Consider the following 21,608-nt stretch of genomic DNA (forward strand, 5'->3'; position numbering starts at 1 on the left):
ACCGGTGGCCGTTTCGGCGGACGCGCTTCGCGCGTGAGGGTGGGAAGCGTTCCTGTCTCGTACCCCGAGGAGAGCAGAGCATGCCGTCCTACCTGTCGCCCGGCGTCTACGTCGAGGAGGTGGCCAGCGGCTCGCGCCCCATCGAGGGGGTGGGCACGTCGGTGGCGGCCTTCGTGGGCCTGGCCCCGACCGGTCCGCTGAACGAGCCGACGCTGGTGACCAACTGGACGCAGTACGTCGCGTCCTTCGGAGAGTTCACCGACGGGTACTACCTCGCCCACTCCGTCTACGGCTTCTTCAACAACGGCGGCACGGCGGCCTACGTGGTCCGTGTCGGCGGCAGCAGGGAGGACGCCGACGGCACCGTCAACGCGCCCGCCGCCGTCGGCAGCGCGGCCGCCCCGGCCGCCCTGCCGCCCGGCGAGGCCAAGCAGCTCGGCACCTTCACCGTCAGCGCCATCGCCTCCGGCGACCTGAGCGTCGAGGTCGCCGACCCGGAGGGCGAGGGCCCCGCCGAACGCTTCAGGCTGCTCGTCAAGGACGGCGGCAAGGCCGTCGAGTCCTTCGACGTGACCGCCAAGAAGGGCGGCCGCAACTACGTGGTCACCCAGGTCAAGGAGCGCTCCAAGCTCATCACCGTGACCGAGGCCGCGCCCGCCGCGCAGCTGGCCCGGCCGGAGAACCAGACGGTGGCCCTCGTGGCCCCGACCCAGACGCCGGCGTCCGCGTCCCCCGTCGCGGACGCCGGTTCGCACCCCGGCCCCGCCGAGTACCTCGGCGACTCGGCCGACCGCACCGGCTTCGGCGGCCTGGAGGCCGTCGACGAGGTGTCCATGGTGGCCGTGCCCGACCTGATGGCCGCCTACCAGCGCGGCGCGATCGACCTGGAGGCCGTCAAGGCCGTCCAGCTCGGCCTGATCGCGCACTGCGAGCTGATGGGCGACCGGGTCGCGGTCATCGACCCGCCGCCCGGCCTCAACGCCCGCCAGATCCGCGTCTGGCGCCAGGAGACGGCCGGCTACGACTCCAAGTACGCGGCCCTCTACTACCCCTGGATCAAGACCTTCGACCCGGCCTCCGGCCAGTCGCGGCTGATCCCGCCGTCCGGTCACGTGTCCGGTGTCTGGGCCCGCAACGACGCCGAGCGCGGTGTCCACAAGGCCCCCGCCAACGAGGTGATCCGCGGCGCGGTCGACCTGGAGCTCCAGATCACCCGCGGCGAGCAGGACCTGCTCAACCCGATCGGCGTCAACTGCATCCGCGCCTTCCCGGGCCGGGGCATCCGCATCTGGGGCGCGCGCACGCTGTCCTCCGACCCGGCCTGGCGCTACCTGAACATCCGCCGGTACTTCAACTACCTGGAGGAGTCGATCCTGATCGGCACCCAGTGGGTGGTCTTCGAGCCCAACGACCACAACCTCTGGGCCCGCATCCGGCGCAACATCTCCGCGTTCCTGGTCAACGAGTGGCGCAGCGGCGCCCTGTTCGGGCAGCGGCCCGAGGAGGCGTACTACGTCAAGTGCGACGAGGAGACCAACCCGCCGGAGTCGGTCGACGTCGGCCGCGTGATCTGCGAGATCGGCATCGCGCCGGTCAAGCCCGCCGAGTTCGTGATCTTCCGGCTGGCCCAGTTCAGCAGCGGCAGCGGCGAACTGCAGGAGTAGCGGACCCCTGGTCCCCAACCCCCCTGATGTCACGGCACCTTGAGAAGAACGGGCAGTAACACATGAGTCTCCAGCCGGGTGACGCCCTCACATCGCACAATTTCGGCCTGCAGATCGACGGCGTGATGGTCGAGTACCTCGCCGAGGTCAGCGGCATGACGATGGAGCAGGACGTCATCACCTACCAGCAGAACACGCCGGACGGGAAGAACCACGTCCGCAACCTGCCGGGCGTGAAGAAGAACGGCACCTGCACGGTCGTCCGCGGTATGACCCAGTCCTCGTCGTTCACCCAGTGGATCAACGAGTCGATCAACGGTCAGATGGCCACGGCCCGCAAGAACGCCTCCATCATCATGATGGACTTCGAGAACAACCCGGTGAAGCGCTACAACCTGCGCAACGCCTGGTGCAGCAAGATCGACACCAGCACGGTGAAGGCGGGCGAGGCGGCCGCGCTGACCGAGACGGTGACCATCACGTTCGAAGAACTGGTCATCGAGTAATGAGGCGTTCGGCCGTCAGGGCCCAGGGCGTGGGGGCGCCGGTCGCACCGGAGGCGGTGGCGCCCCAGGTCCCCCAGCAACCGGAGACGCCCGTCGAGGTGCTGCGCACGGAGTTCCCGTTCCAGCTCCCGCGCGGGTACGTCGACGAGCAGGGCACCGTCCACCGCGACGGCGTGATGCGCCTGTCGACGGCGCGCGACGAGCTGATCCCGCTGCGGGACGTCCGCGTCCAGGAGAACCCCGCGTTCCTGTCGGTGGTGCTCCTGGGCCGGGTGATCACCCGCCTCGGTACGCTCCCGCTCGTCCACGACGGGGTCGTGGAGAACATGTTCGCCTCCGACCTGGCGTTCCTCCAGGACTTCTACCGGCAGATCAACGCCGAGGGGCACACCCGGGCCGCGGTCAACTGCCCGCACTGCTCGGAGCCCTTCGAGGTGGAACTCGGCGGGAGCCGCCTGGGGGAATCGTGACGTACGCGACCGACCGGCTGCACGAGGAGATCGCGTACGTCGCCTACCACTTCCACTGGAACCTGGAGGACATCCTGGACCTGGAGCACGCCGACCGCCGCCGCTACACGGCGGAGATCGCGTCTCTGGTGACCAGGGCGGCGGCCTCCGCAGGAGCGGAGGGCTGACGGGTGGGGCTGTGGGATCGGGTACGGGGACGCGGGTCCGGGGCGGCCGAGTCCGGGCGGTCCGGCGAGAGCGGGAGCACGCCCGACGTCCCGGCGCCGGCGCCGTCCCGCCCGGTGGTGGCGGCGGCCTGGTCCGGGCTGCCGCCGATCCAGCGTGCGCTGGGGTCGGGCGGGCAGGTCGCGGACGCCGGGTTCGGCGGCCGGCTGCCGACCTGGCAGAACCCGTCGTTCATGGGCACGCGCTCGCACGCCGTCCTGGACGGCGAGTCGAGCGCGCGTCTGGCCGGTGGCGGCCGTACCGGCACCACGGGCGCGGGGGCCGTGTCCGGCCTCGAACGCCCGGTGCAGTCACTGCCGTTGGCGGGTCCGACGGGAGCCGCGGGGCAGGCGGGTCCGACGGCCGGCCGCCGTGCACCGCTCCCGGTGGTGCCGTTGCGGGCGGTCGGGGGCGCCGGCGCCCCGTCACAGGCGCGGGGAACTGCGCACCCGGCCACGGCGGACGCGCAGCGGGCCACGCTCCGGGAGTCCGCGGCGCCCGCCGGATCCATCGGGTCCGCCGGCGCCGTGGGTTCGGCCGGTACGGCGGGACGCCCGGGATCTTCGGGAGCCTCGGGATCAGCCGGACCGGTGGCGCCCGCGGTACAGCGGGTGCCCTCGGCGGGCCGGCCCGGTGGTGGTGCGGGCGGGCAGCGAACCGGGGTGGCACCGGGAGCCGTACGCAACGGGCGCAGCGCGCCGGGCCCGGCGTCCCCGTCGACCGTCCAGGACAGGGGATCCGCTCCCACCGCGCAGGGGCCCGGGCAGCGGGCGGTGCCTGCGGTCCAGCGGTCGGTCACGTCGGCTGCCGCAGCCTCGGCCACCGCTTCCCCCGCCGCTTCGAGCGCGGTGCCGGTGGCGTGGGCGCCGCAGCCGACCCCGGTCGCACCTGCTCCGGCCACCGGTCCGCGGGTCGCGCCCGCACCTCCCGTCGCGCCGCACCGCAGCGCGCTGACGACGGCGCCGGCAAGCACGTCGGTGACGGCCGTGCAGCGGCGTACGCTGCCGTCGGCGCCGCGGGTGACGGCCGCCGAGAGCGCGGTGCCGGCGCCGGGCGAGGGTGACCGAGCGGGCGGCGGAACGGCGGCGGCGGAGGCCGTGCAGCGGGCGGTCGAGGGCGGTGGCGGGGATCCGGTGCCGGTGAGCGGCGGCTGGTCGCGCCCGGGCGGTGACGGCCGTACCCCCGGCCGTACCCCCTCCGGCGACGGCCCGCGTGCCGCTGCTCCCGGGCGGGCGCCGGACCCTGCCGTCGTGCAGCGGTCCGCCTCCGGTGCCGGACCGGTGGCTGCCCGGCCGGGCACGACGGCGCCCGGTCCGAGTCCGTCCAGGGCGTCCTCCGGTGGTGGCGGTGGTACGGCCCCGGCACCCGTGCCGCCCGGGACCACGGCTCGTACGGCCTCCGCACCGCCCTCGGGCAACGGCGGGCCTTCCGGCATGTCCGGCGCCGGGGCGCCGACCCCGCAGCGGCAGGCGGTGAGCGGCGGGCCGGCCCCGGTCCCCCCGACGGTCCCGGAGCGGTCGCCCGGCAGCCCCGAGGCGGCCTCGGTACAGCGCAGCGCCGTCGCGGGCCCGGCCGCCCGGTCCACGCCGCCGTCGCCGGAAAGCGGTCGTACGGGGACGGGCGCGGCACCGACGCCCCGGACCGGTACGGCGGCCACCGGCGCCACCGGTACCGAATCCGCCCCGGCCGCCTCGCCCACCGCCCCCCGTGCCTCGGCCGCCCCGCAGAACGCGCGGCCCTCGACGCCGCCGGCCGCGAGCGGTGGTCGCGCGACTTCCGTGCAGCGAGCGACGAGCGGGAGCGCGGGCGCGGCCGACGCCGTACCGGAAGCGCTCCGGCCGGGCGGAAGCGGAACCGTACCGGCCGCCGCGCCGCTGCCGCCGGGCGAGCCCCGCGGCGAGGCCGCGTCCGGCACCGCCACGACGGCGGCGGTCACGTCCGCTTCCGCACCGGCCCCCGTGCAGCGTGCCGCGACGACCCCGGACGCCCCTCGCCCCGGCCTCGGCGCCCCGCTGTCGCCCGCGGCCGGGAGCGGTGTCCGTGAGGTGTCCGTACAGCGGCGGGCGACGGGGGGCCCGCAGCCCTCCTCCGCTGCCGTGCCGGACGCCCGGACCCCGCCGGGTCCGCGCGAGCGGGGCCCCGCCCCGTCGTCCGGCGGCCCGGCCACAGCGGCCCGGCCCACTCCGGCGCCGGCTTCCGCTTCCGCCTCCGTACAGCGCGCCGGTACGACCACCACCACCACCCGCGCACCGCGTCTAGGCCTCGGCGCCCCCGTCGCGGGCCCCGTCGCGAGCGGTGCGGCTGCCGCGAGGACCACCGGCCGCCAGGCGACCGTGCCGTCCGTGCAGCGGCAACCGGCGGCGTCGAGCGGTCCGTCGGCTGGTTCGTCGAGCGGTTCGGCGGGCGGTTCGGCGGGCGGTCCGGCGGCTGGTTCGGCGGGCGGTTCGTCGAGCGGCATGCCGGCCACCTCTTCCCGGTCGGTGCCGGGAGCGCCCCACCCGGTACAGCGGGCTTCGGCACCGGGCCTGCCCACGACGACGGCCGAGGGACCCCGACCGCCTCAGCCGGTCCTGTCGGTCCCGTCGCTCCCGGCGGTCCCCGTCGGCCCCGCGACGCCGCCACCCGCGTCCCCTCCCGGCCCCGCCCCGGCGGCCACTTCGGCGGCGGCCGCACCGTCTTCCCCGTGGCCCCCCTTCGTCCAGCGCACCGCCGCACCTGCCCCGCCCGGCCCCGGAAGCAGCCGGCCGGCCGTGCAGCGTCAGGCGCAGTCGCCGTTCCCCATGACCACCGCCCCGGCCCCCCTGCCCCTCTTCGTGCCGCGGGCCGCGACTCCGCACGCGGCCCCGCCCGCCGCGCTGCCGGTCAAGCCGGCCGCCGGCACCTCCGCGCCCGCTCAGCCGGTCCCCCTGCGCCCGACCACCCCGATCTCCGCCACCACCCCCCTCCCCGTCGCCCCCCTCGGCCGCGTCACCGTCCAGCGCGAGGCCCTGACCACCACGTCGCCCGGCGGCCACCACCCCACGGGCTCCCTGAAGAAGGCGCCGCCGGCCCACACCTCCCGCCCGGCGGCCCCCCTGACCCGGACGTCCAGGCAGCCCCCGCCCCCCGACGATCCGCCGCCGCCCGGGTACTCCGCCTCCGCCTCGGCCGCCGACGATCCGCCGCCCGGCTACGCGGCGGTCGAGGGCGGCGGATTCGATCCGCGCGCCCTCACCGAGTTCCAGGTGGACGCCCTCGTGCACCGGATCATCGACCGCATCACCCGGCACGTCCGCACCGAACTCCGCCGCGACCGCGAACGCGTGGGCAAGCTCCGCGACTTCCGGCCCTGACCGCCCTTGACCACGACGACCGCGCAGCACCCCACAGAAAGGCCTCCCGATGGATCGCCAGGACCCGGGAACCACAGTCTGGTTCAGCCTCTCCATCGACGGTGAGGACCTCGGTTACTTCAACGGGTGCGAGGGGCTGTCGTCGCAGGTGGAGATCGAGCAGCGGCAGGAGGGCGGGAACAACGGGTTCGTGTGGCAGCTGCCGACCCGGGTCACCTTCTCCCACATCCGGCTGACCCGCCCGCTCACCCCGGACACCTCGAAGGTCGCCAAGTGGATCTCGTCCGTGCAGACCGGGATCGAGCGGCCCACCGGGCAGATCACGGCGCTGCGCGCGGACGGCTCGGAGGTGGCCCGGTGGGGGCTGCTCGACGTGCTGCCGGTGAGCTGGCAGGGGCCCTCCCTGGACGCGGGCAGCCCGTCCGTGGCCACGGAGGTCCTGGAGATCGCCCACCACGGATTCACGGACTGAGAGGCAGACCAGATCATGGCCAGGAGCAGCCGGGGCGCCGGCAAGAGCCTCGTGCGGGCCACCCTCGCGATTCACGAGCCGCCCGTGGGCACCAGCACCAGCCCGGGCGGCATCATCAAGACGTTCGGGTTCGAGTTCAACCCGGCGCAGCTGTCGATCGCCCGCCGGGCGGACTGGAAGTCGTCGGCGGCGCCGATCGAACGGGACGGCGCGCTGCCGGAGTTCCTCGGCACCCACCCGCGTGAGATGAGCGTGGAGATCTTCCTGGACCGGTCCGACGACCCGGACAGCAACGACGTGATGAAGAAGGTGGAGTCGCTGCTGGCCTGCTGCGAGGTCACCAGCAAGAGCATCGCGGCCAAGCAGCCGTCGCCGCCGTGGGTGGTCTTCCAGTGGGGTTCGTTCTCGACGGCGAACTTCACGGCGTACGTCGCCTCCGCCGACGTCTCCTACTCGCTCTTCGGGACGAGCGGGATGCCGATCCGGGCCAGCTGCCGGCTCCAGCTGCACGAGATCCCGAGCAAGACCGCGGGGCAGAACCCGACGTCCGGCGCGCTCACCGCGCAGCGCGTGCACCGGGTCGTCGCCGGGGACTCGCTGCAGTCGCTGGCCTGGCGGGAGTACGGCAACGCGGCCGCCTGGCGGGCGATCGCGGACGCCAACGACATCGACGACCCGGGGTGGCTGCCCACGGGGACGGAACTGGTGCTGCCGGCCGCCGAGGAGGTGCGGTCCTGATGGTGAAGCATGCCTTCTCGAACGTCATCAAGGTCGTCATCGGCGGCAAGGAGCTGACCGCGACCTCGGAGTACGGGCGGTATCTCGTCGACGCCCACGTGGACCAGGGCGTCGGGGTGCCTGCCGCCTTCCAGCTGACCTTCCGCGACCCGGGCCGCAAACTGCTGGGCAAGCTGGGCGTGCAGTTCGGCACCCCGGTGGTGATCACGCCGGTCTCCGACGGGCAGGGCACCGGCGACCCGCTGCTCACCGGCGAGGTCACCGCGATGGAGGCCGAGTACGACGGCACCGGAAGCTACGCGGTGGTCCGGGGCTACGACTACGGGTTCCGGCTGATGCGGCAGCGCCGCGTCGTCGCCTACCGCAACCAGACCGCCTCCGACATCGCCCGCAAGCTGGCCGCTCAGGACGGCGTGCCGATCGGGCGGATCCAGGCCACCAAGACCGTCTACGAGTTCATCAGCCAGTCGAACGTCACCGACTGGGACTTCCTGGCCCGGCTCGCCGACGAGAACGAGATGGTCATGTCGGTGGACGCCGACGGCAAGTTCCAGTTCGTGAAGCAGAAGAGCGCCTCCGGGGCGCCCTCGCCGCAGACCGACGGCGACAAGAGCCCGTTCGTGCTGGAGGCCCGGCACGACATCCTGCGGCTGCGCACCGCGGTCACCGCCTCCGACCAGGTCAACAAGGTCGAGTCGCGCGGCTGGGACGTACGGACGAAGAAGACGCTCACGGCGACCGCGACCCCCGCCTCCAACACCGGCTACAGCATCGGCACCACCCCGGCCGCGGCGGCGGGTGAGTTCAAGACGTCGAAGCTGGTCGAGACGCGCACGCCGTACGACAAGCAGACCGAGGTGAAGTACGCGGCCGACGCCCTCTCCGACGACGTCACGTCGACGTTCGCCGAGGTCGAGGTGGTCGTGCGGGGCAACCCGAAGCTGCGGCCGGGGGTACCGGTGGCGCTCGCGGACGTCGGGGACCCCTTCGAGGGGAAGTACACCGTCACCTCCGTACGGCACGTCTTCGGCGACGCCAAGCACTACGAGACCTGGATCACCGTCAGCGGCCGTCAGTGGCGCTCGCTCTACGGCGTCGCCTCCGGCGGCGGCGGGGACGCCGGCGGCGACCGGCAGCTCAGCGTGGCCCAGGCCCTCGTCACCGACGTGCAGGACCCGCTGCAGCAGGGGCGGGTGAAGCTCAAGTTCCCGTGGCTGGACGACACCTACGTCAGCGACTGGACCCGGACCATGCAGTGGGGCGGGGTGCGCGGCGGCGGGGTCTTCCCGATGGACGTCGGCGACGAGGTGCTGGTCGCCTTCGACCGGGGTGCCCTGGACCACGCGTACGTCATCGGCGGCCTCTACAACGGCAAGGACAAGCCGACCCGGGTCAAGGACGTGCCGCTGCACGACGGCATGCGCGGCCGGGCCACCCGGCACACCGTCTCCGACCGGGTCGGCAACCGCATGGACCTGCTCGATCAACGGGGCCGCAAGCAGGGCGTCCGGCTGGCCAGCGGCGACGACAAGCTCACCGTCTTCCTGGACCGGCAGAAGACCGAGATCACCGTGGACAGCAAGGGCAGCGTCTCCATCAAGGGCAGCAGGTCGGTGTCGGTCGAGGCGGGCGCGAACCTGTCCCTGAAGGCGGGTGGCGCGCTCAGCATCAGGAGCGGGGGCCCGCTGTCCCTGCAGAGTGCGGAACTCGTCGACATCAAGGCGCCCGCGGGCGCGGTCTCCGTGAACGCCGCCGCGGTGAACCTGATGGCGAACGCGGCCCTGTCGCTGCGCGGCAACGCCGCCGTCGCGATCAGCTCCCTGGCCACGGTGGCGATCCAGGCCCCCGAGGTGCCGGTGCTGGGCAACCTGATGATGGGCGGACTGACGGTGATGGTGATCCCGGCATGAGCGGGCACGGCGATCCCGGCACGAGCGGCCGGCAGGACTTCCCGGAAGGGCGGGTGCGGAGCTGATGGCAGAGCAGTTCGTCGGCTCCGGCTGGTCGTTCCCGTTGCGGATCGGGCCCACCGGCGGCATCGCCCTGGTCAGCGGCGAGAAGGAGGTGGAGGAGGCCATCCGGCTCATCCTCTCCACGGCTCCGGGCGAGCGCCCGATGCGGCCGGAGTTCGGCTGTGCCATCCACGACCTCGTCTTCGCCCCCGTCAACGAGCAGACCGCGGGGCGTATCCAGCACGAGGTGCACGCCAGCCTCGACCGCTGGGAGCCGCGCATCGAGGTCGAGGACGTCGAGGTCACCACCGGCGCCGACCCGAGCGTGCTGATGATCGACGTCCGCTACTCGATCCGCGGCACCAACAACCCGCGCAGCCTGGTCTTCCCCTTCTACGTCATCCCCTCCCACGACGAGCCGGACCTGCCTCCGGCCGCCCCGGGCTCCTCCGAAAGCGACCGCTGATCCCGATGGCCCTGCCCTCCCCGAACCTCGACGACCGCCGCTTCCAGCAGTTCGTCGACGACGCCAAGCGCTATATCCAGCAGCGCGCCCCGGAGTGGACCGACCACAACGTCTCCGACCCCGGCATCACGCTGGTGGAGACGGTCGCGCACATGGCCGACCAGATCGTGTACCGCCTCAACCGGGTCCCGGAGAAGAACCACCTCGCCTTCCTGGACCTGGTCGGCATCACGCTGTTCCCGCCCTCGGCCGCCCGCACGGAGGTGACATTCTGGCTGTCGGCGGCGCAGGAGGAGGCGGTTCCGGTGCCGGTCGGCACCGAGGTGGCGACCCGGCGCACCGAGACGCAGGAGGCGGTGGTCTTCGCGACCGAACGCGAACTGACCATCGTGCCGAGTGAGTTGCGGCACCTGCTGCGCCAGCAGGAGGGCTCGGCGGTCGTCGACCTCACCCACGAACTCGCCGAGGGCAAGGACCTGTTGTGCTTCAACGAGTCCCCGAACCCCGGTGACTGCATGCTCCTCGGCCTGTCCGCCGCCGTCCCGCACTGCGCGGTCGCCCTGGACCTGGACAGCAGGGTCGACGGCGTCGGCGTGGACCCGCGGCAGCCCCCGCTGGTGTGGGAGGCGTGGACGGAGGACGGCTGGCGGGAGTGCGAGGTGGACCGGGACGGCACCGGCGGCCTGAACCGGCCCGGCGAGGTCGTCCTGCACGTCCCCGGCGGCCACGTCCTGTCCCGCAACGGCGGCCTGGAGGCGAGCTGGCTGCGCTGCCGGGTCACCGAACCCCACGCCGACCAGCCGTTCTACACCACCTCCCCGACGGTCCGGTTCGTCGAGGCCTGCACGGTGGGCGGCACCACGGCCGCCGTGCACGCGGAGACCGTCGAGGACGAGGCGCTCGGCGAGTCGACGGGCCTGCCCGGCCAGCGCCTCCGGCTCGCCCACGCCCCCGTCGTCGGGGACAGCCCGCCGCTCCTCCTGCAGACCGCCGAGCACGACGGCGAGGGCGGCTGGGTGGACTGGCACGTCGTCCCGCACTTCGCGGCCTCCGGTCCGTACGACCGGCACCTCACCCTCGACGCGACGACCGGCGAGATCGCCTTCGGCCCCGCGGTCCGCGAAGCGGACGGCTCGCTGCGCCAGTACGGCGCGGTGGCCCCGAAGGGCGCGGTCGTCCGGGCCCACCGCTACCGCACCGGCGGCGGCCGGGACGGCAACGTGGCGCGCGGCGCCGTGCAGATCCTGCGCTCCTCCATCCCGTACGTCGCGGAGGTCGTCAACCGGGAGGCCGCGCGCGGCGGCGTGGACGGCGAGACGGTCGCCGAGGCGAAGGTCCGCGCGCCGATCACGCTGCGCGCCCAGGAACGGGCGGTGACCCTGCGCGACTACGAGGAGCTGGCCCGCCGCGCCGCGCCCGAGACGGCCCGGATCACCTGCCTCGAGGGCGAGGAGAGCGAGCACGGCTCGTACGCGGTACGGGTCCTGGTGGTACCCCAGGCGGTCTCCGACCCGGGCGGCCGGCTCCGCTTCGAGCAGCTCGTCCCCGGCGACGCCCTGCTGGACCGCATCACCCGCTACCTGGACGAACGCCGGCTGATCGGCACCCGGCTCGCGGTCGGTCCGCCCTTCTACCAGGGCGTCACGGTCGTCGCCACCGTGCACGCCTTCCGCGGCGTGGACGTCGACCGGGTCCGCCGCCAGGCCCACGACGCCCTCTACCGCCACCTGGACCCGCTGACCGGTGGCGCGGACGGCAAGGGCTGGCCGTTCGGGCGCCCGGTGCAGTCCGGTGAGATTTTCGCGGTGCTGCAGCGCGTCCCCGGCATCGAACTCGTCGACGAGGTCGTCCTGCACCCCGCCGACCCGCTCACCGGCAAGCGCGGCGACCCGACCGACCGCATCGACCTGGACGCCCCGTCCCTGGTCTTCTCCTACGACCACCGGGTGAGGGTGATCGGCGAATGACCGGCAACAACCCGGCCGGAGGCGTCCGTTGAGAGGATCCATCGACGGCCTCGGCTCCTCCGTCCCGATCGTCGCGATGCTTCCCGCGGTCTTCGCCGACGACGACCTGGCGCTGCGCTTCGTCGCCGGCCTGGACGACGTGATCGCCCCGATCCCGAACGTCCTGGACTGCCTGCCCAGCTACTTCGACCCGGCGCTGGCCCCGCTGGACTTCGCGGAGTGGCTCGGCACCTGGGTCGGTGCCGAGACCGACGGCACGGAATCGGAGCCCCTGCTCCGCGCGGCCGTGGCCGCGGCCGCCTACCTGCACCGCATCCGCGGCACCCGCTGGGGCCTGTCCGAGACGGTCCGGCTGGCCTTCGGGGTGGCACCGGAGATCACGGAGAGCGGCGGCGCCGACTGGAGCGCCCGCCCGCTGGGCGCCTTCCCCGGCGCTCCCCGCCCCGGTCTCCACGTCCACCTCACGCTTCCGTCCCCCACCCCGGCCGACGAGGTCCGCCTGGAGCACCTCGTGGCCGCCGCCCGCCCCGCGCACATGCCCTACACGGTCCAGGTGACCGCATCTTCTTCGTCCGCCGAAAGGACCCCGCAGCGATGACGACCAACCGGAACTGCACGGAGTGCGGCACGGTCGCGCAACCGGGCCAGTCCTTCTGCGACGCGTGCGGTGCCGTCCTGACCTGGGCGGGCACCAACGACGAACCGTCACAGCAGCAGCCGGCCGAACCCGGTGCCGCCGTGCCCGGCTGGGCCGCCGTCACCAGCGGAGACGGCGGCACCGGCCTCCCCCAGCGAGACACGCAGGCAACGACAGCAACAGCGACGGCCAAGCCCCCCAGCCACGACACCCCACCCACGACAGCGCCCCGTCAGCCCCACGCCGACCTGTCCACCCCGCCGACGACAGCGCCCCGTGAGCCGCGCGCCGACCAGTCGTCCTCGCCGACGACAGCGCCTCGTCAGCCCCACGGCGACGTGTCCACCCCGCCGACGACAGCGCCCCGTGAGGGGCGCGGGGAACTGCGCGACCAGCCCCCACCCACCGTCACGTCGCCCACGGCCGAAACCACCCCTCTTCCCACCCCCCGCACGCCCGCGGACGACGACCACGACCGAGCCCGCCGCCTCCTCATCCCGGTGAGCGAGCCCACCCCCACCCCGGCCCCCCAACCCATCGCCCCGGTCCTCCCCGGCCGCCCCACCCCCCAACGCCCCGCCGCCGTCCGGGCCCCCGGCGAGGACCTCGGCGCCCACGGCGGCACCCCCTGCCCCTGGTGCGCCACCCCCAACCGCCACGACCGCCACTTCTGCACCCGCTGCGCCATGCCCATGGCCGGCCACCCCGACACCGGCCCCGCGGCCCGCCGCCCCTGGTGGCGCCGCATCTTCGACTTCCGCCGCAGAGAGACCCCGTGGGCGGGCGACCGCCCCCGCCTCCGCCGCACCTTCGACCGCGTCGTCACCTGGATCGTCGCCGCCGTCGTCCTCACCGGCGTCACGGTCCTGGCGGTCAACACGCCGAAGGCGGTCAGCGCCACCCGCGACCACTTCGCCAAGCGCGCCCCCGTCTCCCCGGACAGCTACCGCGCCTCCCGCGCGTACGCCGGCCACAAGCCGGAACTGCTCTTCGACAAGCTCAACAACACGTGGTGGGGCCCGGGCATCGCCGGAGCCGGCGAGGGCGAGTGGGTCGAGGCGCACTTCGACGAACCGACCCGGCTCCTGAACGTCGTCATCACCTCCGGCGAGTCGACCCACAACGAGCAGCTGAACAAGTCGGCCCTGCCGCACCGGCTGACGGCGACCATCAAGACCGCCGACGGCAAGACCGTGACCCGCGAACTGACCCTCGACCAGGCGGCCGGCGGCCAGACCCGCGACCTGCGGGCCGCGGACGTCGTCTCCGTCCGGTTCACGATCGACTCGTCGTACCAGACGTCGGCCCGCACCCAGGTGGCCATCGCCGAGATCGAGTTCTTCGGCCCGTCGAGCGCGAACTCCTAGCCGTCCCGGTACGCCGGCGGCGATCGGTCAGCTCCGCATCAGGGACCGGTACACGGCCGTGGACCTGGGGTTGCCGCGGCACTGCCACACGCCGTGCGGGCAGTAGTCGGTGATCGTCTGGTACAGCGGGCGGTTGCTCGCGAACCAGTCCAGCATGCCGCGCAGGTACGCCGGATCGTCGCCGTTCTCGTACAGCCCCCACTCGGGGTACGAGACCGGTTTGCCGTGGGCCCGGGCGAAGTCGGCCTGGGCCCGCAGCCCGTACGGCTCGGCGACCTGTTCCCGGAAGGACATCCCCCGCGGGGCGTCGTACGCGTCCATCCCCAGCACGTCCACGTACGCGTCCCCCGGGTAGCACGTGGTCCAGGGGACGGCGTCCCGCCCCCGGTTGGGCGCGAAGTCGAACCGGAACCGGGCGCCGGGCACCGACCGCATGGCCGTCACGATCCGCCGCCAGTACGCCCGCCAGGCGGCGGGGTCGGGGCCGCAGCGATGGGTGTAGGTGTCCCCGTTCATCTCCCAGCCGAGCACGACGACGGTGTCCGGCGCGCCGACCGCGACCAGCCGCCGGGCCAGGACACGGAAGTGGACGTCGTACGAGCCGCTCGCCCCGAGCCGCAGCCGGCGGCGCACCTCGGCGTCGGGGACGTGCGCCTCGTTGTGATCCAGCATCGGCACGTTGAGGACGAGGAGCCGGTCGGGTGCGGCCTGCCGCCAACGGGCCCACAGCCGCACGAAGTCCGGGGCGCCCTCGATGTTCCGCCACACGTCACCGGGCAGGTAGGTGTGCCCGACCCGGGGCCGGTCCCGCAGCCAGCCCCCGAGCGCCGCCACCCGGCGTACCCCGTCCGCGCCGTACCCGACGTACGCCCCGAAGCGGCCGGGTGCGGCGGGCCGCGGGATCTCCGGCCGGGACCCGGGCAGCAGCAGGAGGGCGACCAGGACGGCGACCCACAGGAACCTCAGACGTGCCATGGGAGGCAGTCTTGCCGCTTCCCGCACGGAGGTCACGGTATGTGGTCATACCGTGACCCTGTGCGCTGCCGGCGTGCTACGGCCGTGCCACCGGCGTCCGCGGCGGCGGGTACCGCCGTGCCGTCAGGTTCCACAACGTCGCCGGATCCCACACCGACGCCGGAAGCCACTGCCTCAGCGGGGGTACCTGACGTGTCGGGGTTGCCCGGGGCGCCGGGTTCCGGTGCGGCTTGGGGGACTTGTGCGACGGCTTCCGTGACGCCGACGGTGCCGGACCCGCGACCGCGGTGGCGGCGGCGGACGCCCTGGCGGAGGCGGACGCCGTGGCCGTGGCGCCCGGGGCCGGGCGGGGGTCGGCCGGGGCCGGCTTCGCGGGCACGCTCACGCCGTGGTGCCGCAGCCACGCGAGCGGCGGGACCTCGGAGCCCAGGTGCCGGGTGGTGCGGACCTCGAAGTGGAGGTGGGGGCCGTCCGCGTTGCCGGTGGAGCCGGCCGCGCCGATCCGCTGGCCCGTCGAGACGTGCTGGCCGCGGCGGACGTTGATGACGGACAGGTGGGCGTACTGGGTGTAGTAGCCGTCGGGATGGTGTAACACGACCTGGTTGCCGAAGGCGTCGCCGCAGGTCGCGGCCACGACGCTGCCGGGTCCGACGGCGTACACGGGGGTACCCTCGTCGACCGCGAAGTCCTGCCCGGTGTGCCGGTGCTGCCAGAGGCGGCCCCTGGCCGCGTAGCGGGCGGAGAGCCGGTAATGGACGGTGGGCGCCGTCCAGCGGGCGGTGCGACCGGCGTGAACGGTACGGTGGCCGCCGCCGTCGGCGCGCCCCACGCCGTCCTTGTGCGCAGCGGGCGGTGGGGTGCTGCGCCGGCCGAAGGCGCACGGGGACGGGCGCTGGTCGGCCTTGGCGGGCGTGGTGAGGAACGCGCCGGTCAGGAGGAGCACCACCGCGGCGGTGAGCAGCCGTAGATCATCCGTTCGCATCTTCGGATCCTCTGACGGCGGGCTCGCCGGGCGGTGGCCCCACGCGCCCGGCGCCCCGACTTTCGCCTGTTCGGATGATCGGCCCGGCTCAGATTTCGGTGTGGTGGTTCACCACCGCGCTCGCGAGCCGCGAGAGCCGGGCGCGCTGGGCGTCGGTGAGGTGGGCCGCGAGCTCCCGGATCTGCCGGTCGGCGAGCGCCGCGCACTGCCGGGCCAGCTCCTGCCCCTGCGGGGTGATCGACACCAGGAAGCTGCGCCGGTCGTGCGGTGCGGGGGTGCGGCGGACCAGGTCCCGGCGCTCCGCGCGGTCGACGAGGCCGGTCATGCTGGACTTGTCCAGGCCCAGGTGGTGGGCGAGTTCCTGCATGCCGGGCGTGCGGTCGCGGAGCACGCCGAGCAGCCGCAGCTGGATGACCGAGAGTCCGTGTTCCGCCGCGACCTTCCCGAGCGCGCCCTGCACCAGGAACGACAGCTGGGCGAGTCCGTCCACGAGTCCGAGGTCCTCGACGCCGTCGATGTCCTCGACGTCGTCATCGTCCGGTGCTTCGGCGATGTGCTTGTTCTGCATGGCCCCATCCTAATCAGGTTAGTACGCGCCACCAACTACTTGACTTGGTACGTGATGCCAACTAATTTGATTGGTGTCACGAACTAACTGGTGTCGCGAACCGAGGAGCAGACATGCATGCCGCCGTGGTCCGTTCGTTCGAACTCCCGCCTCGCTTCGAGGAGTTCCCCGCCCCCGAGCCCGCGGAGGGCAGGCTGCCGGTGGAGATGGTCGCCGCCGCTCTGCACCCCCGGGTCCGTTCCGGTGCCAACGGCACCCACTACACCAGCGACGGCCGCCTCCCCCTGATCCCCGGCGTCGACGGCGTGGGCCGGCTGCCCGACGGGCAGGTCGTGTACTTCGTGGCCGACGACGGGGACCCGGGCACCATGGCCGAGCGGACCGTCCTCGACCCGCGCCGGGCGGTCCCGCTGCCCGCCGGCGCCGACCCGGTGACCGTCGCCGCGGCCATGAACCCCGCCATGTCGTCCTGGGTGGCGCTGCGCCGCCGGATCACCTTCAAGCCCGGCCAGGGCGTGCTGGTCCTGGGCGCCACCGGCAACGCGGGCCGGATGGCCGTACAGATCGCCCGGCACCTCGGCGCCGGCCGGATCGTGGCCGCCGGCCGCGACCCCGAGCGCCTGGAACTGCTCGGCGGGCTCGGCGCCACCGACGTGGTCTCCCTGGCCGGCGACCCGGACCGGGCCGACGCCCGGCTCGGCGAGGCCGCCGCGGACGTCGACGTCGTCCTCGACTACACCTGGGGCACGCCCACCGAGCGCGCCCTCCCCGCCGTCCTCACCCGTCGCACCGACCGCAGCGCCCCGCTGGACTGGATCCAGATCGGCGCCACTGCCGGCCCCGGGATCACCCTCCCGTCCGCCGCGCTGCGGATGGCGAACCTGCGGCTCATGGGCAGCGGCCAGGGCTCGGTCACCGCCCGCGGCATCGTCGCCGAACTGCCGTCCCTGATGGCCGAACTGACCCGGGGCACCCTCACCGCCGACGCCCTGCCGGTGCCGCTGGCCGGCGTCGAGGAGGCCTGGACCGCCCCCGTCGAGCCCGGCCGGCGCCTGGTGTTCACCACCTCGCGCGGCTGAGCGCCCGGGTGACGGTCCCGGAACTGAACGCACGCCCGCCGTCCACCCGTACCTCCGGGCACAGCACGCGTCCGCAGAACGGAGTCCCCCCCCGTGAACGCATCCGCAGCCATCGGCGTGACCGGCCTGGGAGTGATGGGCCGCAACCTGGCCCGGAACTTCGCCCGGCACGGCTACCCGGTCGCCGTCCACAACCGCACCCCGGCCCGCACCCGCGCGCTGCTCCAGGAGTACGGCGGCGAGGGCGACTTCGTCGGCGCCGAGACCGCGGCCGAGTTCGTCGCCGCCCTGGAACGGCCCCGGCGCCTCATGATCATGGTCCAGGCGGGCGCCGCCACCGACGCCGTCATCGACGAGTTCGTGCCGCTCCTCGAACCCGGTGACATCGTCATCGACGGCGGCAACGCCCACTTCGCCGACACCCGCCGCCGCGAGGCCGCACTGCGCGAGAAGGGTCTGCACTTCGTCGGCGTCGGCGTCTCCGGCGGTGAGGAGGGCGCGCTGCACGGCCCGTCGATCATGCCCGGCGGGTCCGCGGAGTCGTACGCCGTGCTCGGGCCGATGTTCGAGGACATCAGCGCCAAGGTGGGCGGCGAGCCGTGTGCCACGCACGTCGGCGCGGACGGCGCCGGGCACTTCGTGAAGATGGTCCACAACGGCATCGAGTACGCCGACATGCAGCTCATCGCCGAGGCCTACGACCTGCTGCGCCAGGTCGGCGGGTACGCGCCGGCCGAGATCGCCGGCATCTTCCGGGAGTGGAACGGCGGCCGCCTCGGCTCCTACCTCATCGAGATCACCGCCGACGTCCTCGGCCACGTCGACGCCGCCACCGGCGCGCCCTTCGTCGACGTCGTCGCCGACGCCGCCGGGCAGAAGGGCACCGGGCGCTGGACCGTGCAGACCGCGCTGGACCTGGCCTCCCCGGTCACCGCGATCGCCCAGGCGACGTTCGCCCGCGCGGCGTCCGGCCGCGGTGCGCTGCGCGCCGCCTACGCCGGACTCCCCGGCGGCACGACCCCACCCCTCAGCGCCACCGAGGCCGACCGCTTCGCCTCCCGCGTCGAACACGCCCTGTACGCCTCGAAGGTCATCGCCTACGACCAGGGCTGGACGATGATCCAGGACGCGGCCGCCGAGTACGGCTGGAAGATCGACCTCGGCGCGGTGGCCCGGATCTGGCGGGGCGGCTGCATCATCCGCGCGTCCTTCCTGGACCGGATCCGCGCGGCCTACCGGGCCGACCCGGACCTCGTCAGCCTGCTGGCCGAGGGGGAGTTCGCGAAGGAGATCGCCGACGCGCAGGTGCCGTGGCGGGAGACGGTCGCGTCCGCGGCCCGCCGGGGCATTCCCGTCCCGGCGTTCTCCGCGGCCCTGTCCCACTACGACACGCTCCGCGCCGACCGGCTCCCCGCGGCCCTCCTCCAGGGCCAGCGCGACTACTTCGGCGCGCACACCTACGGCCGCGTCGACAGGGAGGGCGCCTTCCACACCCACTGGGCGGCCGAGGGCCGCCCGGAAACCCAGGGCTGAACAGCGCCCCGCCAGGGGCGTGGGGAACTGCGCGATCAGCCACGACGATACCGTCGGACCGCTGACGGCGTTTCGCGGCACTCTCGGTCGTGCCACCGTCCGGTGGGTGTCGGAGCGTGGCCCGCCGCGGGTCCGCCGTGGCTTGTCGCGCAGTTCCTCCCCCAGCCTTCGGCCGGGGGCACCCCCAGCGCCCCTCGGGGGCGTTGCAGACGGGGTGTCGGTGCGGAGGTTCCGTCGGCCGGGCCGACCGCAGGTCAGACGCGGACGCCGAACATGAACGGGCCCCCGATGGTGGACATCGACTCGTAGCGGACGACCGTGCCGGTGCGCGGGGCGTGCAGGATCTGGCCGTTGCCCGCGTACAGGCCCACGTGGTGCAGGTCGTTGAAGAAGAAGACCAGGTCGCCGACCTGGAGGCCGGACGTCGAGTAGATCCTGGTGCCGATCGCCGACTGGGACTCGGACGTGCGGGGGATGGAGACCCCGGCCTGCGCGTACGCCCAGGAGGTCAGGCCCGAGCAGTCGAAGGAGGACGGGCCGGTGGCGCCGTAGACGTACGGGGTGCCGAGCCTGGTCTTGGCGGCCGCGAAGGCGGCGGCGGCCCTGCCGGTGGCGGAGGTGTCGTTGCCGAGGTCGACGCGCTCACTGGAGGAACGGCTGGCCCGGTCCTGCTCGGCGGCGAGGGCGGCCTTCTCGGCGGCGGTGAGGCTGTTGAGCAGCTTCTGCGCCTCGGCGAGCTTGGCCTGGACCTCCTTCTTCTTCCTGCCGAGTTCGGTGCGGGTGGCGGCCAGGTCCCGGAGCTTGCCGGTGGCCTCCGCCCGCTCCTGCGCCAGTTCGCGCTGCTTGGCCTGGATCTTCTTCAGCGTCTCGACCTGCTGGCTGCTCAGCTGGTCGAGGGTGGACGCCTTGTCCAGGTAGCTGTCCGGGTCGGAGGAGAGGAACAGCTGGAGGGACGGGTCGAGGCCGCCGCTGCGGTACTGGGCGGTGGCCATGGAGCCGATGCCGTCGCGGAGTTCGTTCAGGTCCTTTTGCCCGCGGGCGACCGAGTCCTGGAGCGCGGATATCTGCTTCTGCAGCTTCTCCTGCTTCTCCTTGGCCCCGTTGAACTTCTCGGTGGCCTGCTCGGCCTCCTCGTACAGCTTGTCGACCCGGGACTTGACCTCGTTCTTGCTCGGCTTCTCGCTGGGCGCGGCGTTGGCCGCCTGTGCGCTCAGGGCCACGGCGGCAGCGGCGGCGGAGGTGAGCACGGTGACACGGGCACGGCCCGGCTGCTTGGCACGACGGTGGGACGCCACGGAGGCGAGCTCCTTCCGAGCAGAGGTTCGGGCAACAGACCCTAATGACTCTCTTATGGTCAGTTCAAATCTTCGCATGAAAATTCTTGGCCGGAACCGATCGGGGGTGACCAGCCCCTGACGCCTTGCCGAACGAAAGGGTCTGCTGGTTGTAAAGAACCTTGACAGTGGATTGGTCTAGTCCAACTATGGGCGTCCATGAGACGCACTCGTGCCCTGCACGCCCTGCCCGCAACCGCCTTGTCCGCCGCGCTCGTTGCCCTCGGGGCAGGCGCCGCGCACGCCGAGCCGCACGCCGCCTCGCACCACGTGAAGCCCATGCCCGCGCACGTCGCGGCGCCCTACTTCGAGGCCTGGACCGGCGACAGCCCCGCCGCGCTCGCCGCCGAGTCCGGCAACAAGTACCTCACCCTGGCCTTCCTCCAGACGCCCGCCGCGGGCTCCTGCACCGCCGACTGGAACGGCGACGCCACGCAGCCGATCGCCCCGGCCACCTTCGGCGCCGACATCGCCGCCCTCCAGGCCCGCGGGGGCAACGCCATCCCCTCCTTCGGCGGCTACGGCGCCGACACCACCGGCACCGAACTCGCCGACAGCTGCACCGACGTGGACGCCGTCGCCGGCGTCTACGAGAAGCTCGTCACGACGTACGGCATCAGCCGCATCGACCTCGACATCGAGGCGGACTCGCTCGCCAACACGGCCGGAATCGACCGCCGCAACAAGGCGATCGCCAAGGCCGAGCACTGGGCCGAACGCACCGGCCGCCCGCTCCAGTTCTCCTACACCCTGCCGACGACCACCAAGGGCCTCGCGGACAGCGGCCTGGCCGTCCTGCGGAACGCCGTCGCCAACCACGCGCGCGTGGACGTCGTCAACATCATGACCTTCGACTACTACGACGGCGCCGCCCACGACATGGCCGCCGACACGAAGATCGCCGCGGACGGCCTGCACGCCCAGCTCCACGCCCTGTTCCCGCACAAGAGCGCCAAGGACCTGTGGGGGATGACCGGCGTCACCGAGATGCCCGGCATCGACGACTTCGGCCCCGCGGAGACCTTCACCACCCAGAACGCCGCGACCGTCGAAGGCTGGGCCGCCGCCCGGGGCATCGACACCCTCTCCTTCTGGGCCCTGCAGCGCGACAACGGCAACTGCGTGGGTACCGGCGGCGCCAACGCCTGCTCAGGCATAGCCCAGGACCCCTGGTACTTCAGCCACACCTTCGCCGGGTTCGGCGGCCCGCGCCGGTAGGCGTCTCGCCGGACGCACACCGGACACCGCCCCGCGCCCCCGAGGGGCGCGGGTGTGCGGGGTGTGGGGGGCGTGGGCCGGAGTCTTTGCCGGAACATGGCGAAGATCAGGTTTTCGGACAACGATCCGGCCACCGGCACCGGT

20 protein-coding genes are annotated in these 21,608 nt (G+C 73.5%); 15 read left to right on the forward strand and 5 right to left on the reverse strand.

Annotation, left to right across the window (positions count from 1 at the left end; genetic code table 11):
- Positions 1-80 precede the first annotated feature (80 nt).
- The 4 genes from AB0472_RS06810 (at position 81) to AB0472_RS06825 (ending at position 2,807) form a co-directional block, all read left to right on the forward strand.
- Positions 81-1,664, forward strand: a complete 1,584-nt coding sequence (locus tag AB0472_RS06810) for a phage tail sheath subtilisin-like domain-containing protein (RefSeq protein ID WP_366354003.1) — start codon at positions 81-83, stop codon at positions 1,662-1,664.
- Positions 1,665-1,726: 62 nt separating this feature from the next.
- On the forward strand, positions 1,727-2,170 hold the full coding sequence (locus tag AB0472_RS06815) for a phage tail protein (protein ID WP_189262970.1): 444 nt from the start codon (positions 1,727-1,729) through the stop codon (positions 2,168-2,170).
- The gene (locus tag AB0472_RS06820; RefSeq protein ID WP_366354005.1) at positions 2,170-2,640 is read left to right on the forward strand and encodes a hypothetical protein; all 471 of its coding nucleotides are present in this window, start codon (positions 2,170-2,172) and stop codon (positions 2,638-2,640) included. Before AB0472_RS06815 ends, AB0472_RS06820 begins: the two co-directional genes overlap by 1 nt.
- The gene (locus tag AB0472_RS06825) at positions 2,637-2,807 is read left to right on the forward strand and encodes a DUF6760 family protein (RefSeq protein ID WP_089100305.1); all 171 of its coding nucleotides are present in this window, start codon (positions 2,637-2,639) and stop codon (positions 2,805-2,807) included. The genes AB0472_RS06820 and AB0472_RS06825 overlap by 4 nt, the downstream gene beginning before the upstream one ends.
- Here AB0472_RS06825 and AB0472_RS06830 read toward each other — a convergent pair.
- A complete protein-coding gene (locus tag AB0472_RS06830; RefSeq protein ID WP_366354007.1) occupies positions 2,744-4,780 on the reverse strand; it encodes a hypothetical protein in 2,037 nt (678 codons plus the stop codon). The two genes, AB0472_RS06825 and AB0472_RS06830, sit on opposite strands and share 64 nt — an antisense overlap.
- A gap of 814 nt (positions 4,781-5,594) precedes the next feature.
- Here AB0472_RS06830 and AB0472_RS06835 point away from each other — a divergent pair.
- The 8 genes from AB0472_RS06835 to AB0472_RS06870 all read left to right on the forward strand — a co-directional run bounded on the left by AB0472_RS06835 (position 5,595) and on the right by AB0472_RS06870 (position 13,775).
- Positions 5,595-6,176 (forward strand): hypothetical protein, encoded by a 582-nt coding sequence (locus tag AB0472_RS06835; RefSeq protein WP_366354009.1) that lies wholly within the window; start codon positions 5,595-5,597, stop codon positions 6,174-6,176.
- A gap of 49 nt (positions 6,177-6,225) precedes the next feature.
- A complete protein-coding gene (locus AB0472_RS06840) occupies positions 6,226-6,648 on the forward strand; it encodes a phage tail protein (protein WP_089100302.1) in 423 nt (140 codons plus the stop codon).
- 15 nt (positions 6,649-6,663) lie between these two features.
- Complete coding sequence (locus AB0472_RS06845; protein ID WP_089100301.1) at positions 6,664-7,386, forward strand: LysM peptidoglycan-binding domain-containing protein; 723 nt, start codon at positions 6,664-6,666, stop codon at positions 7,384-7,386.
- Positions 7,386-9,296 (forward strand): VgrG-related protein, encoded by a 1,911-nt coding sequence (locus AB0472_RS06850; RefSeq protein WP_366354011.1) that lies wholly within the window; start codon positions 7,386-7,388, stop codon positions 9,294-9,296. Before AB0472_RS06845 ends, AB0472_RS06850 begins: the two co-directional genes overlap by 1 nt.
- A 64-nt stretch (positions 9,297-9,360) precedes the next feature.
- Positions 9,361-9,804, forward strand: a complete 444-nt coding sequence (locus AB0472_RS06855; RefSeq protein WP_366354013.1) for a GPW/gp25 family protein — start codon at positions 9,361-9,363, stop codon at positions 9,802-9,804.
- A gap of 5 nt (positions 9,805-9,809) precedes the next feature.
- Entirely contained in the window at positions 9,810-11,771 is a 1,962-nt protein-coding gene (locus AB0472_RS06860; RefSeq protein WP_366354015.1) for a putative baseplate assembly protein, read from the forward strand.
- 76 nt (positions 11,772-11,847) lie between these two features.
- Positions 11,848-12,369, forward strand: a complete 522-nt coding sequence (locus AB0472_RS06865) for a phage tail protein (RefSeq protein ID WP_366354079.1) — start codon at positions 11,848-11,850, stop codon at positions 12,367-12,369.
- Positions 12,366-13,775 carry a zinc ribbon domain-containing protein gene (locus tag AB0472_RS06870; RefSeq protein ID WP_366354016.1) on the forward strand — a complete coding sequence of 470 codons (1,410 nt, stop codon included), beginning with the start codon at positions 12,366-12,368 and terminating at the stop codon, positions 13,773-13,775. The genes AB0472_RS06865 and AB0472_RS06870 overlap by 4 nt, the downstream gene beginning before the upstream one ends.
- A 27-nt stretch (positions 13,776-13,802) precedes the next feature.
- Here the strand turns inward: AB0472_RS06870 and AB0472_RS06875 are convergent, their stop codons facing one another.
- The 3 genes from AB0472_RS06875 to AB0472_RS06885 form a co-directional block, all read right to left on the reverse strand.
- Entirely contained in the window at positions 13,803-14,750 is a 948-nt protein-coding gene (locus AB0472_RS06875; protein ID WP_366354018.1) for a glycosyl hydrolase, read from the reverse strand.
- A 76-nt stretch (positions 14,751-14,826) separates the two neighbouring features.
- Positions 14,827-15,732: a M23 family metallopeptidase gene (locus AB0472_RS06880; RefSeq protein ID WP_366354020.1), complete on the reverse strand. Its 906-nt coding sequence runs from the start codon at positions 15,730-15,732 to the stop codon at positions 14,827-14,829.
- 88 nt (positions 15,733-15,820) lie between these two features.
- Positions 15,821-16,300: a MarR family transcriptional regulator gene (locus AB0472_RS06885; protein ID WP_366354022.1), complete on the reverse strand. Its 480-nt coding sequence runs from the start codon at positions 16,298-16,300 to the stop codon at positions 15,821-15,823.
- A 113-nt stretch (positions 16,301-16,413) separates the two neighbouring features.
- Between AB0472_RS06885 and AB0472_RS06890 the strand changes: the two genes are divergently transcribed.
- Together AB0472_RS06890 and gndA are read left to right on the forward strand one after the other, a co-directional pair.
- Complete coding sequence (locus tag AB0472_RS06890; protein WP_366354024.1) at positions 16,414-17,379, forward strand: zinc-binding alcohol dehydrogenase family protein; 966 nt, start codon at positions 16,414-16,416, stop codon at positions 17,377-17,379.
- A 93-nt stretch (positions 17,380-17,472) separates the two neighbouring features.
- Entirely contained in the window at positions 17,473-18,912 is a 1,440-nt protein-coding gene (gene gndA, locus AB0472_RS06895; protein WP_366354026.1) for an NADP-dependent phosphogluconate dehydrogenase, read from the forward strand.
- A gap of 254 nt (positions 18,913-19,166) precedes the next feature.
- Here gndA and AB0472_RS06900 read toward each other — a convergent pair whose 3' ends face one another.
- Entirely contained in the window at positions 19,167-20,207 is a 1,041-nt protein-coding gene (locus AB0472_RS06900) for an NlpC/P60 family protein (protein ID WP_366354028.1), read from the reverse strand.
- A gap of 198 nt (positions 20,208-20,405) precedes the next feature.
- Here AB0472_RS06900 and AB0472_RS06905 point away from each other — a divergent pair, with 198 nt between their 5' ends.
- Entirely contained in the window at positions 20,406-21,464 is a 1,059-nt protein-coding gene (locus AB0472_RS06905) for a chitinase (RefSeq protein ID WP_366354029.1), read from the forward strand.
- Positions 21,465-21,608: the final 144 nt, after the last annotated feature.

The organism is Streptomyces sp. NPDC086777 (assembly GCF_040702065.1).
GTDB lineage: Bacteria > Actinomycetota > Actinomycetes > Streptomycetales > Streptomycetaceae > Streptomyces.